General features: G+C 70.5%; 14 protein-coding genes. 2 read left to right on the forward strand and 12 right to left on the reverse strand.

Features of this window, described 5'->3' with window-relative positions; all coding sequences use genetic code 11:
- Positions 1–109: 109 nt before the first annotated feature.
- The 12 genes from QM714_RS11855 to QM714_RS11910 form a co-directional block, all read right to left on the reverse strand.
- Complete coding sequence (locus tag QM714_RS11855) at positions 110–1,582, reverse strand: aldehyde dehydrogenase family protein (protein ID WP_415100663.1); 1,473 nt, start codon at positions 1,580–1,582, stop codon at positions 110–112.
- Entirely contained in the window at positions 1,579–2,448 is an 870-nt protein-coding gene (locus tag QM714_RS11860; protein ID WP_415100665.1) for an FAD binding domain-containing protein, read from the reverse strand. Before QM714_RS11860 ends, QM714_RS11855 begins: the two co-directional genes overlap by 4 nt.
- Positions 2,445–4,769: a xanthine dehydrogenase family protein molybdopterin-binding subunit gene (locus tag QM714_RS11865; RefSeq protein ID WP_415100667.1), complete on the reverse strand. Its 2,325-nt coding sequence runs from the start codon at positions 4,767–4,769 to the stop codon at positions 2,445–2,447. Before QM714_RS11865 ends, QM714_RS11860 begins: the two co-directional genes overlap by 4 nt.
- Positions 4,766–5,005: a (2Fe-2S)-binding protein gene (locus tag QM714_RS11870; RefSeq protein ID WP_415100669.1), complete on the reverse strand. Its 240-nt coding sequence runs from the start codon at positions 5,003–5,005 to the stop codon at positions 4,766–4,768. Before QM714_RS11870 ends, QM714_RS11865 begins: the two co-directional genes overlap by 4 nt.
- On the reverse strand, positions 5,002–5,283 hold the full coding sequence (locus QM714_RS11875; protein WP_415100671.1) for a (2Fe-2S)-binding protein: 282 nt from the start codon (positions 5,281–5,283) through the stop codon (positions 5,002–5,004). The genes QM714_RS11870 and QM714_RS11875 overlap by 4 nt, the downstream gene beginning before the upstream one ends.
- 25 nt (positions 5,284–5,308) lie before the next feature.
- Entirely contained in the window at positions 5,309–6,313 is a 1,005-nt protein-coding gene (locus QM714_RS11880; RefSeq protein WP_415100673.1) for an ABC transporter substrate-binding protein, read from the reverse strand.
- A complete protein-coding gene (locus QM714_RS11885) occupies positions 6,301–7,731 on the reverse strand; it encodes a UbiD family decarboxylase (protein ID WP_415100675.1) in 1,431 nt (476 codons plus the stop codon). Before QM714_RS11885 ends, QM714_RS11880 begins: the two co-directional genes overlap by 13 nt.
- A 78-nt stretch (positions 7,732–7,809) precedes the next feature.
- Positions 7,810–8,589, reverse strand: coding sequence for a GntR family transcriptional regulator (locus QM714_RS11890; RefSeq protein ID WP_415100677.1), 780 nt, complete (start codon positions 8,587–8,589; stop codon positions 7,810–7,812).
- Positions 8,590–8,613: 24 nt separating this feature from the next.
- A complete protein-coding gene (locus QM714_RS11895) occupies positions 8,614–9,225 on the reverse strand; it encodes a UbiX family flavin prenyltransferase (protein ID WP_415100679.1) in 612 nt (203 codons plus the stop codon).
- Positions 9,226–9,242: 17 nt separating this feature from the next.
- Positions 9,243–9,536, reverse strand: a complete 294-nt coding sequence (locus QM714_RS11900; protein ID WP_415100681.1) for a 2Fe-2S iron-sulfur cluster-binding protein — start codon at positions 9,534–9,536, stop codon at positions 9,243–9,245.
- Positions 9,533–11,314, reverse strand: a complete 1,782-nt coding sequence (locus QM714_RS11905; protein WP_415100683.1) for an FAD-binding protein — start codon at positions 11,312–11,314, stop codon at positions 9,533–9,535. Before QM714_RS11905 ends, QM714_RS11900 begins: the two co-directional genes overlap by 4 nt.
- Entirely contained in the window at positions 11,311–12,132 is an 822-nt protein-coding gene (locus QM714_RS11910; RefSeq protein ID WP_415100685.1) for a creatininase family protein, read from the reverse strand. The genes QM714_RS11905 and QM714_RS11910 overlap by 4 nt, the downstream gene beginning before the upstream one ends.
- Before the next feature lie 124 nt (positions 12,133–12,256).
- On the opposite strand from QM714_RS11910, the gene QM714_RS11915 reads away from it, so the two are divergent.
- A complete protein-coding gene (locus tag QM714_RS11915) occupies positions 12,257–14,272 on the forward strand; it encodes a 2-oxoacid:acceptor oxidoreductase subunit alpha (RefSeq protein WP_415100687.1) in 2,016 nt (671 codons plus the stop codon).
- Positions 14,269–15,426 carry a 2-oxoacid:ferredoxin oxidoreductase subunit beta gene (locus QM714_RS11920; RefSeq protein ID WP_415100689.1) on the forward strand — a complete coding sequence of 386 codons (1,158 nt, stop codon included), beginning with the start codon at positions 14,269–14,271 and terminating at the stop codon, positions 15,424–15,426. Before QM714_RS11915 ends, QM714_RS11920 begins: the two co-directional genes overlap by 4 nt.
- Positions 15,427–15,492 lie beyond the last annotated feature (66 nt).

The raw sequence follows: 15,492 nt of genomic DNA on the forward strand, positions 1-15,492 counted from the left end.
GTTGACGAGACCTATTGCATCCCGTCTGTCGTATGACCTCTGACGATAGACAAATGTGATGCAGTGCACAAGAGCGTCAGCGGCTTTCGATCCCTCGGTTCAGGAGGGCTCAGTAGACGATGCGGACCGCCTTCTCCTCGGCGAAGGAGTCGATCGCGCCGGCGCCGAGCTCGCGACCGATGCCGCTCTGCCGCATGCCCCCCCAGGGCAGTCGCGGGTCGATCGCCCCCCAGGCATTCACCCAGACCGAGCCGGCTCGCACCCGCGCAGCCAGCTCGTGGGCGGCGGCGAGGTCGCGGGTCCAGACCGAGGCGGCCAGGCCGAACGTCGAGTCGTTCGCGAGGGCAACCGCCTCGTCGAGATCGTCGAACTCCAAGACGGTGCCGACCGGACCGAAGATCTCCTCGCGGGCGATCGCCATCTGCGGTGTCGCCGAGGCGAACACGGTGGGCTCCATGAAGTAGCCGGTGGCGCCGATCGGCGCTCCGCCGGTGATCAGCCGGGCCCCGTCGTCGAGGCCGCGCTGGACGTAGCCCAGCACCCGGTCGCGGTGGGCGCCGGTGATCAGCGAGCCCATCGTGGTCTCGGCGGCGAACGGATCACCGACCTGTACGGCGCGCGCGGCGTCGCCCAGCGCGTCGACCACGTCGCCCGCGATCGAGCGGTGCACCAGCACCCGCGTGCCCGCGGCACACACCTGGCCCTGGTTGGCGAACAGGCCTCGCGCCGTACCGCGCACGGCGGCGGTCAGGTCGGCGTCCGGCAGGATGATCTGCGGCGACTTGCCGCCCAGCTCGAGGGTCACCCGCTTGAACGTCCCGGCAGCCGCTTGCTGGACCAGCCGGCCGACCTCCGGGCTGCCCGTGAAGGTCACCTTGTCGATGCCCGGGTGCGCGGTGATCGCCGCACCCGCCTCCGCATCCCCAGCTAGGACGCTGACCACGCCGTCGGGTACGCCGGCCTCGGCCAGCAGGTCGGCCAGCGCCAGCACGCTCAGCGGCGCCTCGAGCGCCGGCTTCAGCACGACCGCACAGCCGGCGGCGAGCGCCGGTGCCAGCTTCCACGCGGTGATCATCAGCGGCGCGTTCCAGGGCACGATCGCGCCCACGACGCCGATCGGCTGGCGCATCGTGTAAGAGTGCGTCGGCCGGCCCCGCAGCAGCGAGGTCGGCACGACCCGCCCCTCCAGGCAGCCGTCGGCGATGCCCGCGTAGTAGCGGAACGTCTCGATCGCACCGGGCAGGTCGACCATGACCGAGTCGGCCAGCGGCTTGCCGACGTCGAGGGTCTCGATCCGGGCGAGCCGGTCGGCATCGCGCTCGAGCAGGTCGGCGACCCGGGCCAGGATCCGGCCCCGATCGGTGCCGCTGGTGCGCGACCAGCCGCCGCCGTCCATCTCCCGCCGGGCCGCGGCCACGGCCGCGTCGACGTCCGCGGCGCCACCGACCGCGATCGTGGTGACGACCTGCTCGGTGGCCGGGTCGATCACCTCCGCAGTCGCTCCCCCGGCGGTCGCCTGCCAGCGGCCGTCGATGAAGACCTCGGTACGCAGCCCCAGCGCCGCGATGTCCACGCTTCTCATCGTTCCTCCCCCACGGCGGCTCGCACCGCCCGCTCGACCACCACACCCACCATCGCGCGGCGGTACTCCGCCCCCGCGCGGACGTCGCTGATCGGCGCGCTCGCCGACCGCGCCACCGCCGCCGCGCGGTCGACCGCTGCCGCCAACGCCGCCTCGTCGGCCACCGCCACCCCCAGCAGAGCCGCTGCCGCCTCGTGCACCAGGAACGGCACCGGCCGCGCCGCGCCGACCGCCACTCGCGCCGACCGGACCACACCGCCGTCGACGTCGAGCGCCGCGCTGGCGCTGACGATCGCGATGTCCACGGAGCGGCGCAGGTCGATGCGGCGGTACGCCGAGCGCCACACGGCGTCGGCCGCACTGACGCGGATGGCCACCAACAGCTCGGCAGGCGCCAGCGTCGTACGCCGCGGGCCGGCGAAGAGCTCCGCGAGCGGCATCGCGCGCCGTACGTCGGGGCCGGCCACCTCGACCACGGCGCCGTGGACGAGCAGTGCGGTGGCGACCTCGGCGGCGGGCGAGCCCTGGCACAGGTTGCCACCGACCGTGGCCGCGGCCTGGATCTGCCGGCCGCCGAGCAAGTCCGCGGCCTCGCGGAGCGCCCGCAGCCGGGTGCCGAGCGGCGCGGCGAGCAGCTCGCGCATGGTCAGCGTCGCGCCGATCCGCAGGCCGTCGGCCCCCTCGTCGAGCTCGCGCAGCTCAGCGACGCCGGCGAGGTCGACGACGTCGCCGGGCTCGATCACGCCGTGGCGCAGGTCGTTGAGCAGGTCGGTGCCGCCGGCCAGCAGGTGCGCCTGCGGGCGCTCGGCGAGCGTCCGCAGCGCGCCGTCCACCGAGTCGGGGGCGAAGTACTCGCGGGTGGTCATCGCATCGCTCCTGCCGACGAGGACTCCACTGGCTCGCCCAGATGCAGGTAGCGCCACATCCGCTCCGGCGAGATCGGCAAGTCCTTGCAGCGCAGGCCGGTCGCGTTGTAGACGGCGTTAGCGATCGCCGCGACCACCGGGTTGAGCGCCACCTCGCCGACGCTCTTGGCGCCCCGGGGGCCGTTCGGCTCATACGCATCGACGAACTCGACCTCGACCGCCGGCGGCATGTCGCCCGCGCCGGGGATCCGGTAGTCCAGGAAGTTCGGGTTGCGCACCATGCCCTCGCTCATGATGACGTCCTCCATCAGCGCCCACCCGAGGCCCTGGGCGATCCCGCCGAGCACCTGACCCCGCGCGGTCTGCGGGTTCAGCACGGTGCCGGAGTCGTGGGCGGCCCAGTAGCCGACCAGCGAGATCTGGCCGGTGTCGCAGTCGACCTCGACCTCGGCGACATGCGCGGCGAAGGGATACGCCGGGGAGGCGTTGCCGTACTTCGTCGCGTCGGGCATCACCGTCTTGGGGTGGTGCACACCCTGGGCGAGGAGCGGCAGCCCGCAGTTCACCACGCCGTACCGGTGCAGGATCTCGCGCAGCGTGCGCGGCTCGTTGAAGCCGCTGGTGTCGCTGAGCGTGCCGGCCTGCCAGGCGACGGCGGACTCCGCGACGCCCCACTGCTCGGCGGCGAAGGCGATCAGCTTGCGGCGCGCGTCCGCGGCCGCCTCCAGGGTGGCCATGCCGGCCATCGTGGCCGCCCGCGACGCGAGCGTGCCCACCGCGGCCGGGCTGAACGCCGAGTCGATGCCCTGCACCTGCACGTCGGCCGGGGTCACCCCGAGCTCGTCGGCGGCCAGCTGCGCCATCACGGTCACATGGCCCTGCCCGACGTCCGGCTCGCCCACGTAGAGCTGGATCGAGCCGTCGGGGCCGAGCCGCAGGATCGCCGAGGAGCCGTCGTAGTCGGGCAGGATCGGCCGGTAGCCCGAGACGTGGTGGCCGAGCGCGATGCCCGTGCCGCGCAGCGTGCCGACGCGCTCCCCCGCCGTCGCGGGCGGCCGGGGTCGCCGGCGCTCGGCGAAGCCGGACATCTCGCTGACCCGGTCGATGCAGGCGGGCAGCTTGGAGGAGCTGATGTACCAGCCGTGTAGGGAGGTCTCGCCCTCCTTGACGATGTTGCGGTGCCGCATCTCGACCGGGTCGATGTCCAGCCGCTCCGCGATCTCGTCGATCATCTGCTCGATGCCGAAGAGCGCCTCGGCGTTGCCGAAGCCGCGCATCGCGGTGGTCGGCGACTCGTTGGTGTAGACGAGGCGACCGCGGCCGGTCATCGCGTTGAAGTTGTAGAGCGAGTCCGGGCGGTGGACGGCGGTCGCGACCGTCGCGGGCGACCAGTAGGTCCGGGCCCCGGCGATGCCGACGACCTCGGTGTCGCGGCCCAGGAACGTGCCGTCCGCGCGGACCGCGATGCGGTTGCGGAAGACGAAGGGCGGCCGCGGCCGGTGGTACGCCGCGTCTTCGTCACGCCCGAAGAGGATCCGCACCGGCACGCCCGCCTTACGCGCGAGCAGCGCCGCGATCAGCGGGGTGTTCATCTCGTACTTCGCGCCGAAGCTGCCTCCGATCGGCGGCACCACGAGGCGCACCTTGTCCAGGCTGACGCCCAGCGCCGTGGAGTAGGTCTGCCGCGCGCGGTACGGGATGTGCGAGGGCACGTGCAGCACGTGGACGCCGTCGACGTAGTGGGCGATCACCCCGATCGGCTCAAGGTACGCGTGGTACATCCGGCTGGTCGCGTAGACGTCGTCGACGATCAGGTCGGCCGCCTCGAAGGCCGCGGCCGTGTCGCCGCGCTCGATGGTGAACAGCGTGGAGACGTTGTCGGCGTACTCGTCCCAGATCACCGGGCTGCCCTCGGCCAGTGCCGCGAACGGGTCGAAGACCGCCGGCAGCTCCTCAACGTCGATCTCGACCAGACCCGCGGCATAACGCGCGGTCGCCTCGTCGATCGCGGCGACCGCGGCCACCTCGTCGCCGATGAAGCGCACCTTGTGCCGAGCCAGGATCTCCCAGTCCGGCGTGTAGGGGCCGAACTTGACCTCGGGGGCGTCGGCCGCCGTCGCGACGGCGAGTACACCCGGCACCCGCTCGGCCCGGCTGGTGTCGATGCGGCGGATGCGCCCGTGCGCCACGGTGCTGCGCACGATCACCGCGTGACCCATGTTGGGCAGGCGGACGTCGCCGATGTACTCGGTCTGCCCGCGCAGCTTGGCCTCAATGTCGATCTGCGGGACGCCGCGACCGACCCAGCCCTCGCTCGTCACTGGTCTCCCCCGTGCTGCTCGCCCCGATGTTGGTGCTGGTGCGCGTCCAGCACCGCGTCGACGATCGACTCGTAGCCGGTGCACCGGCACAGGTTGCCGGTCAGTTCGCTGACGACGTCCTCGCGGGTCAGCTCCGCACGGTCCACCAGTGGCGTGGCCGCGACCAGGATGCCCGGGATGCAGTAGCCGCACTGGCTGGCGTTGTGCCGCACGAACGCCGCCTGGAGCGGGCTCACCTCGTGGCCGTGCCCAGGCCCTCGACGGTGGTGACCCGCCGGCCACCGGCCCGGACGGCCGGCAACAGGCACGACGCCATCGGTACGCCTTCCAGCAGCATGGCGCAGGCGCCGCAGTCGCCGGTCTCACAGCCGAGCTTGGTGCCGGTCAGGCCCTCCGCGCGTACGGCGGAGGCGAGCGACTGGACGGGGTCGACCGTCATCGTCCGAGGGCTGCCGTTGAGGTCGACCTCGATGTCGATCTCGACGACATCGACCGGCCACTGCTGGGGGATCACCGCACTCCTTGGGTTCTCGATGCGCCTAGATGCGCGAGTCGATCAGCGTGCTCGCGGCGAACAGCTCCTCGACCGGCGCGCTCTGCTCGACGATGCCCTGCTCGGTCAGGTAGCGGGAGAAGGTCTCCAGCTGCGCACGGTTGGCGTCGACGCCGTACGGCCAGGGGTCCGGGCCGAAGACCTCGACCTGGCGCTCCCAGGCGTCGAGCAGGAACGGCATCGTGTAGCGCAACGCCGGCGCCCCGTGGATGCCGTCGATGGCGACCGCCTTGGCCTGGCGCAGCGCCTTGTAGAGGCTCTGCGCGACCCACGGGTGCTCGCGCGCGACGCCGGCGCGGACCACTACCAGGTGCATGATCGGGAAGTTGCCGGTACGCCGGAAGTAGTCGAGCTCGCGCTCGGCATAGTCCGGGAAGAGTCGGCGCACCCGGCCGTCGCCACCGCTGAACGCCGACGGGATACGCGGCGCCATCAGCGCGTCGATCTCGCCGTCCAGCAGGGCTCCGGAGAGGGTGGACTCGGGTCCGATCGGCTCGATCCGCACCCGGTCGGGGGTGATCAACTTCTGCCGCTCGACCCGGCCCGGCTCCTCCATGCCACCGGTGCACCAGGTGATCGAGTCGAGGTCGACGCCGTGGTCGTCGGCGAGCATGCCGCGGGTCCAGACCGAGGCGGTCATCTGGTACTCCGGTACGCCGACCCGGCGGCCCTCCAGATCCTTCGGGCTCTCGATGCCGACGCCCGCGCGCACGTAGATGCTGGAGTGCCGGAAGCTGCGGGAGAGGAACGCCGGGATCCCGACGAACCGGTCATCGCCGCGGGCCTTGAGCATGCAGTAGCTCGAGAGCGACATCTCCGCCGCATCGAACTCCTCGAAGCGCAGCATCCGCCAGAAGCACTCCTCGGGCTCCAGCGGCACCAGGTTGAGGTCGACGCCCTCGACCGCGACCCGGCCGTCGGCCAGCGGGCCGACCCGGTCGTAGCGGGCGCAGGCGAGGGTGAGACTCAGGCGAGAGTTCAGCCCAGCCACGGCAGTCCTCCCGGTTCCGTCACGGACACGGCCGAGGCGAGGTCGACGGCGTCCACGACCTCGGGCGGCACCTGGGCCCGCACCGGGAACTGCACCGGAGGCGCCGGCTTGGTGGCGTCCATGATCACCGCCGAGGAGCGGCGCGCCGTACGGCCGCCGTCCTTGTCGTAGCCCCAGTTGGTGGGCAGCAGCCCACCCGGGCCGTTCCAGGCCGGGATCACCAGCAGGTCCTGCGCGGCATCCATCCGAGTGCCGATGGCCCAGGCCATCTCCTCCTCGTTGTAGATGTCGATGTCGTCGTCGACGACCACCACCATCCGCAGGTTCTCCGGCTCGGTGTTCAGCGCCGTGGTGGCCGCGCGTACGGGGTCGTTGTCCTGCTCCTTCTTGATCGACAGGTAGCAGTGCATCCGCGCGTAGACCGGCACGTTGACGGCTTTCAGACCAGGGATCACCTGGCCGACGTTCTTGTGGATGCTGGAGATCCGCGGCAGCGCTCCCATCAGCCGGTGCTCGCGGCCGGAGGCCTGGATGTCCTGGAAGATCGCGTCGCGGCGCATCGTGATCGCGTCGATGCGGATCACCGGCTTGGGGCCGCCGCCGACGTAGTGGCCCGGCCACTCCGCGAACGGGCCCTCCTCGCGCTCCTCGGCCGGGAGGATTACGCCCTCGAGCACGATCTCCGCGCGCGCCGGGACGAGCAGGTCGGAGGTCTCCGCCGGCACGACCTCGAGCGACTCGCCCAGGAAGCTGCCTGCGGCGTCGTATTCGCCGCCGATGCCGGGCACCCGCGAGACCGCGCCCATCAGGAACGCCGGGTGGTGGCCGATCACGATGGCGACCGGCGTCGGCTCGCCCTTCCCCTCGTAGCGCCGGTGGATGGTGCCGCCGTGGTGGGAGCCGAAGAACCAGACCCCCATGTGGCGGTCGTCGTACACGTGATGGCGGTAGATGCCGGCGTTGATCTTGCCCGACTCCGGGTCGCGCATCACCGCGACGGCAGCGGTCAGGAACGGTCCGCCGTCCAGTGCGTTGTGGACCGGGATCGGCAGCTTGCCGAGGTCGACCTCGTCGCCACGCCAGACGATCTCCTTGACCGGGGCGTCGCCCGCCGCGACCTCGACCGGCGGGTGCGCCTGCGGGCTCTCGATGCGGTCGGAGGACTTGGTCAGCTCGTCGACGGTGCGGCCGAGGGCGAGCGCCATCCGCTCCGGGGTCGCCAGCAGGTTGGTCACACAGCTGACCTCGGAGCCCATCACGTTGGTGAACAGCAGCGCCGGGTACTCATGCTCCCGCTCGGCACGGACGCCATAGGCATTGATGCCGAACCGCCGGTCGACGGGCACGTCGACGCGACGTAAACCTCCCGGCTGTTGCTGGACGACCTCAGCCATGAAGCTGCGCAGGTCCTTCGGCACGGAGTCTCCTTTCGGCCGGCCCAGATGGGATCTGTGGCCGGCCGGTCAGTCGCGGCGTCGGTCGAGAGTTGGTGGCGCTCAGTCGAGATAGGTGCGGACGATCGAGAACCGCAGGATCTCGTCGTGGACGAGGGCGTCGGTGACCGCCACCGGCTCCTGCCTCTCGTCGAGGTGCAGGTGCCGGATCAGCAGCATCGGCCGGCCGGCCGGTATGCCGAGGTGCTCGCTGGTGCGCTCGTCCGCGGCGGTCGGGACCAGGTCTGCGATTGAGTACTGGATCCGGCCCGGCACGTTGCGCTCGACGAAGGCGAAGGTCGAGGCCTCGGCCGTGACCTCCTCCACCGGACGCAGCAGCCGCGAGACCGGGACGTAGTCCCGGCTGAGCACGGCGGGCCGCCCGTCGGCCTCGAAGAGCCGGTCGACGGTGCACGTCGTACCGACCTCCTCAAGGTTGAGCTTGGCGGCGATCTCGGCCTCGGGAGGCCCCTCGCCGATGGCGAGGGTTCGCAGCCCGGGCTCGTAGCCGAGGTTGGTGATGATGTCCATGAAGGGAAGGTCCTCGGCGAGGTTGGCCCCCATCGTTAGGGCGTACTTGTTGATGAAGGTGCCGCGGCCGTGGAGTCGCGAGACCTTGCCCTCCTTCTGCAGCGACAGGAGCGCGGAGCGGACCGTCGGCCGGCTCACACCAAGAGTGGCGCTGAGTTGGTCCTCGGCCGGGAGCCGGAACTGGCCCTCGGCGGCGAGACGCCCGATCAGGTCGCTCAACAGCGCCTTCACCTGGTGGTAGGCATCGACGACCATCGCCGGCTGGTCGTCTTGCACCCTGCGCTGCAGCTGCCGCGTACTCGGTTGAGTCATGTCAGTTCTCTCTCCGATTCGTGCTCAGCGGTTGACGGGATCACCGGTCGGGGCTGGGTGACTCACTCGCTCCGGCAGCGGCCGGATGCCCTCCCACCGCGCGACCGCGGCGTCCAGCCCGAACTGGTCGAGCACCCGACCGGCGGTCTGGTCGACGAGGTCGTCAATCACCTTGGGTTCGTGGTAGAACGCCGGAACTGGCGGAAAGGCCGTGGCCCCCATCTCGGCGGCCTGGGTGAGCAGCCGGAGGTGCCCGAGGTGCAGCGGGGTCTCGCGGAAGACCAGCACCAGGCGGCGGCCCTCCTTGAGCGTGACGTCCGCGGCCCGGGTCACCAGGTTGTCGGCGTAACAGTTTGCAACGCCGGACAGGGTCTTCACCGAGCACGGCGCGATGATCATGCCGTCGTGCTTGAAGGAGCCGCTGGCGAGCACCGAGCCGACGTCCCCGGCCGGGTGCACGTAGGTGGCCAGCGAGCGCAGGCCGTCGGGGGTCCAGTCGGTCTCGGTGGCCAGGGTCAGCATCGCGTGCTTGCTGGTGACCAGGTGGCTCTCGACGCCCAGCGCGGAGAGCATCTGCAGGATCCGGACGCCGTAGATGGCACCCGAGGCGCCAGTGATGGCAACGACCAATCGCATTCTCGTACTCCTGTCCGTCACAAACGCGTGACCAGGTCGCGGACCAGGGGCTTGTGCGAGAGCGGCTCGACCAGCACCTCGCCGGTCGCCGGAACGATGCAAGTGTAGGTGCGCGCGCCGTTCACGACGGCCAGGCACTCCTTGCAGGCGTTTGCCCGCCGGCACGAGAAGCGGATGCCGACGGTGGGGTCCTCGAACTCGCGCACCCACAGTATCGCGTCGAGCACCGTCATCCCCTCGGACTCGGGTACGTCGTAGGAGTCGACCCGGTCAGCGCCGTCCGCGCCGGTGCGCTGAATGCTCAGCTTCATGCGCCGAGCACCTCCTTCTGAGTAGCCGCGTGGGGAGCCGCCTGGTGGTCCGGTACGGCGGGGGCGCGGTGTGGGACGCGCTCCCAGCGGTGCACGAGACCCGTGCCGTCCTGACTGACCACGCCGTTGCGGACGTACGCGGGGTCGGCAGCGACGAAGTCCTCGCGCTGATGCGCTCCCCGGCTCTCCCGGCGCTCCAACGCCCCGAGCCGGATCACCGCCGCGTTGCGCAGCATCGTGCGCATCTCGAACAGCTCGACCCATTCCTGGTTGTGGCGGCGCGCCGGTCCGACGTGGGCCTGCTCCACGGTCTCGGCGAGCTCGGCGAGCTCGGCCTCCGCGGCGAGCAGGCCCGCCTCGTCGCGCAGCGGGCCGACCCGGCGCCACATCACGTCCTGGAGCCGGCGGCGCAGGGCCGGCAGGAAGATCCCGCTGTCCGGGTTGCGGTCGCAGCCGTCGTCGATGCGGGCCAGGGCCGCGGCCATCACCTCCGCAGCCGCGCTGGTCGGGTCCGGCCGACCGAGGGTGACCGCGTCGGCGGCCGCCGTCGTACCCGCGCGGGCACCGAACACGAAGGCCTCACTGATGGCGTTCCCGGAGAGCCGGTTGGCGCCGTGGGCGCCGCCGACCGCCTCGCCCGCGGCGAGCAGGCCGGGGACGTTGGTGCGCATCTGTGCGTCGACCCGTACGCCGCCGATCGTGTAGTGAGCGGTCGGGCCGACCTCGACCCGGCGCTCGGTCAGGTCGATGCCCTGTGCCAGCAACTTGTCGACCACCGGCGGGAACGCCGCGCGGATCTCGTCGGCGGGGATGCCCCGGAAGTCCAGCCAGGCGCCACCGTGCGGTGAGCCACGGCCGGCCTCGACCTCCTTGAGGATCGCGTAGCTGACGACGTCGCGGGTCGCGGTGTACTTGCCGTCGTCGGCCACCCCGGCGTACCGCTCGAGGAAGTCCTCGTCCAGGCCGTTGGTGAGACGGCCCCCGAGCTTGTAGCGGAACGGGTCCCACATGATCGGGTCGAGCCCGATGGTGCGCGGCGCTAGGTTGCCGATCGGGAAGAACTGCACCATCTCGGGGTCGAGGATCTCGGCACCCACTCCCAGTGCGAGGGCGTACGCGTCGCCGGTCATGTTCACCGACGCCGAGTTGCGGCTGTACATCTCGGTGAGGCCGCCGCAGGCGAGCACAACGCTACCCGCCCAGATCGCGACCGGGCGACCCTCGGTGATGTGGAGGGCGGCAGCACCACAGACCCGGCCCGCGTCGTCGCGAAGCAGCTCGGTGACGTAGAGGTTCTGCATGCGCTCGACCTCCCGACGACGCAGCTCGACCTTCATGCCCTTGACGACCCCAGTGCCGGTCGCCAGGACGTCGACGTAGCAGCAGCGCTGGCGACTGTGCCCCGGAGCGATCACCTGACGCAGCCGATCGCCGTCCGCCGCCCAACGCACGCCCATGTCCCGCGTCTCGAGGATGCGTCGCGGCGCATCCACTGTCATCAACTCGGCCAGCGACTCGTTGACCAACTCCTTGCCGCTCGTGATCGTGTCGGCGAAGTGGAGCTCGGCGCTGTCCTCCTCCCGGTGCCCGAGGGCGGCCGCCACCGTCATCTGGGCCATGATCGTGGCCCCGCCGACGCCCACCATGCTCTTGTCCAGCAGGCACACCTCCGCGCCCGCCGCCCGAGCCTCCAGCGCCGCGTAAATCCCAGCGGCGCCGCCACCGATGACCAGGACGTCGGTGATGATCACGCCCGCTTCGGGCTGCGACGCGCTCACTCTTGCTCCTGGCGGCCGATCGGCCCGTCGTAGCTGCGCATCCAGTCGACGAGCTCGCACAGCCGCGCCACGATGTGGTCGTGATAGCGCTTGCCCTTGGCCTCGGTGACGCCCACCGAGGAACTAAACTGTCCGGTAGGCGCGAACGCACGCTGCTCGGCGCCGGACCACATGATCTCGACGCCGTCCGGCGCCGGGCCGAAGAGGTCGTTGCCGACGAAGCCGCCGAAGACCTCGTCGAAGTCGACCTCGGCGTCGCTGAGCTTGTCCATCCGGATCATGCCGGGGAACCGGTAGTGCACGTGGGAGAGCTCGAGCTCACCGCAGTGGTGCTCGTTGGTCTCCTTGATCGCGCCCGCGGCCGAGCGCGCCAGGTGCAGCGGGTCGGCGACCGCGAACATCACGCCGCCCAGCTCGCGCTCGTGCAGGCCGCGGACCGCGGTGACCAGGCCGGGCAGGTTGGAGCCCTTGTGCCCGTTGATCAGGATGATCCGGTCGAAGCCGTGGCTCGCGAGGCTCCGGCAGACATCGGCCACCAGCGCGGAGAGCGTCTCGGTCCGCAGTGTGATCGTGCCCGGGAAGGCGCTGTGGTGCGCGGAGTCGCCGAACCAGATCGGCGGCGTCACCAGGACGCCCGAACGCTGCGCGGCGTCCTCGGCGAGCGTGATCGCCACCAGCGCATCCACGCCGAGCACGCCGGCCAGGCCGTGCTGCTCGGTGGCACCGATCGGGACGATCGCCACCCGGTCGCCGGCGAGGTACTCCTCGACCTCGGGCCAGGTCAACTCATGCAGCCACACCGAATCACGCGTTCCCATGATGCTCCTTGTGAGAGGTCAGAGGTCATACTATTGTTGAAGTGGACAGTCCACAAGGGGTCACAGAACCGCGCGAAACGGCTGCGGACCAGGTCGGCGGATATACGGAACTGAACGAGGAGGCATGGACAAGCAGGTCAAGGGCCTCGACCGTGTGATCATCCGGTTCGCAGGCGACTCCGGCGACGGCATGCAGCTCACCGGCGACCGCTTCACCCAGGAGTCCGCCAACTTCGGCAACGATCTCTCCACGCTGCCCAACTTCCCGGCTGAGATCCGGGCGCCCCAAGGGACGCTGCCGGGCGTGTCGTCGTTCCAGGTCCACTTCGCCGACCACGACATCCTGACCCCCGGCGATGCGCCGGACGTGCTGGTGGCGATGAACCCCGCAGCGTTGCGGGCCAACCTGGGCGACCTGCCGCGCGGTGCGACGATCATGGTCGACACCTACGACTTCACCGGTCGGAACCTGACAAAGGCCGGATATGCCGAGAACCCGTTGGAGGACGGCAGCCTCGATGAGTTCGCCGTGCACGCGCTGGATCTGACCGGGATGACCGTAGCCGCGGTCAAGGAGTTCGGGCTCTCGCGCAAGGACGCGGCGCGGGCGAAGAACATGTTCGCCCTGGGTCTGCTGTCGTGGGTCTACGGCCGGCCGACCGAGTCGACCATCAGCTTCTTGGAGAAGCGGTTCGCGAAGGTCCCCGCGATCCGCGACGCCAACATCACGGCGTACCGGACGGGCTGGAACTTCGGGGAGACCACCGAGACGTTCGCGGTTTCCTACGAGATCAAGCCGGCCCCGATGCCGGCCGGGACCTACCGCAACATCACCGGCAACCTGGCCCTGGCCTACGGCCTCGTCGCCGGCGGCGTGCAGTCGGGGCTGCCGCTGTTCCTCGGCTCCTACCCGATCACGCCGGCCTCCGACATCCTCCACGAGCTGTCCAAGCACAAGGCGTTCGGCGTCACCACCTTCCAGGCCGAGGACGAGATCGCCGGAATCGGCGCCGCTCTGGGCGCCTCGTTCGCCGGACGCTTGGGCGTCACCACGACCTCGGGGCCCGGGATCGTGCTGAAGTCGGAGTCGATCGGGCTCGCGGTCATGACCGAGCTCCCCCTGCTGGTCATCGACGTACAACGCGGCGGCCCCTCGACCGGGCTGCCGACCAAGACCGAGCAGGCCGACCTGCTGCAGGCGATGTTCGGCCGCAACGGCGAGTCGCCGGTCCCGATCGTCGCGCCGCGCTCACCGGGCGACTGCTTCGACGCCGCGCTGGAGGCCGCCCGGATCGCGATCACCTACCGCACGCCGGTCATGCTCCTCTCCGACGGCATGCTCGCCAACGGCTCCGAGCCCTGGCGCATCCCAGAACTGTCGGAGCTGCCCGAGATCGAGCCCAAGTTTGCATTCCCACCTCCAACCCAGTCCCCAGAGGTGGCAACGCTTCCACCGTCCCCGGACGGCATTCCTGCCAATAGCGCTCCGGTTCTCCGTCGGTCTGGTGCGCCGCGCGCCGGTCGGGCGCGCCCCGTTCCGCTCCCATTCCGTCCTTATGCCCGTGACGAGGAGACCCTGGCCCGTCCGTGGGCGATCCCCGGCACGCCAGGTCTTGAGCACCGCATCGGTGGCCTTGAGAAGGGTGACGGTCACGGCAACATCTCCTACGACCCGGCGAACCACGACTTCATGGTCCGCACGCGCGCGGCCAAGGTGGAGCGGATCGCCGAGTCGCTGCCGCCACTGGAGGTCGACGACCCCGATGGGCGGGCGAAGGTCCTGGTCCTGGGCTGGGGCTCGACGTACGGCCCGATCGGTGCCGGCGTACGCCGGGTGCGCAAGGCCGGCTACCGCGCCGCGCAGGTCCACCTGCGTCACCTCAACCCGTTCCCGCGCGACCTCGGCGAGATCCTCGCGCGCTACGACAAGGTCCTGATCCCCGAGATGAACCTCGGTCAGCTGGCACTGCTGATCAGGGGTCGCTACCTCATCGACGCCGTGGGCTACAACCAGGTCAACGGCATGCCGTTGAAGGCCGCCGACCTCGCGGAGGCGATCGGCAACCTGGTCGCCGAGGCCGAGCGCATCGAGGTCGACCTGAGCGAGAGCATCGACACCCTGGCAGGAGACGAGCGATGACCGACACCGACCTGCCGCTGCCCGTGCTCAGGAGCGGCATCGAGCTGGTACCGAACCGGGCCGAGGGCGACTCGCCCGAGACAGGCAAGGACTACACCAGCGACCAAGAGGTCCGCTGGTGCCCGGGATGCGGCGACTACGCCGTGCTCAAGGCGGTCCAGGGCTTCCTGCCCGATCTGGGCCTGCGCCGGGAGAACATCGTGTTCGTCTCCGGGATCGGCTGCTCCTCGCGGTTCCCCTACTACCTCGAGACCTACGGCATGCACTCGATCCACGGGCGCGCTCCCTCGATCGCCACCGGCATCGCCGCCTCGCGTGAGGACCTCTCCGTCTGGGTCGTCACCGGTGACGGCGATTCGCTGTCGATCGGCGGCAACCACCTGATCCATACCCTGCGCCGCAACGTGAACATGACGATCTTGCTGTTCAACAACCGAATCTACGGACTCACCAAGGGCCAGTACTCCCCCACCTCCGAGATCGGCAAGGTCACCAAGTCCACGCCGATGGGCTCGGTGGATCACCCGTTCAACCCGGTCTCGCTCGCGCTCGGCGCCGAGGCCACCTTCGTCGCCCGCACCATCGACTCCGACCGCAAGCACCTGACCGAGGTGCTCTCGGCGGCGGCCGCGCACCGCGGCACGTCCTTCGTCGAGATCTACCAGAACTGTCCGATCTTCAACGACGGCGCCTTCGACGCGGTGAAGTCCCCGGTCACCCGCGACGAGGCGATCATCCCCCTCGTCCAGGGCGAGCCGATCCGCTTCGGGGCCGGCCTGAGCGAGGGTGGGGGCGGCCACGGCCTGGTCCGCGACCCCGCCACCGGCGGCGTGAAGATCGTCGAGGTCGGCCACGGCCAGGGCCAGGTGAGCGCCGGCAACCTCCTCGTGCACGACGCGCACACGTCGGACCCGACAACGGCGTTCGCGATCTCGCGGCTGACCGACGCCGGTCAGCTCCACCAGGCTCCGATCGGGATCTTCCGCCAGGTCGCGCGACCGACATACGACGACCTGGCCCGCGACCAGATCGCCCAGGCCGCCGCGCAGGTCTCCGGTTCCGCCACCGAGCGGCTCGGCGCCCTCATCGGCGGCGGCGACACCTGGAAAGTCAACTCATGCACCGGCATCGTGCACCCTATTGAGCAGGAGTAGCCTTGTCTGTGGTCCCAATCAGAGTCGTCCAGCCGTTGGCCAGCATCGACCGAGAGTGGATAGAAC

Origin of the sequence: Nocardioides sp., assembly GCF_047602075.1 — a bacterium.
GTDB lineage: Bacteria > Actinomycetota > Actinomycetes > Propionibacteriales > Nocardioidaceae > Nocardioides.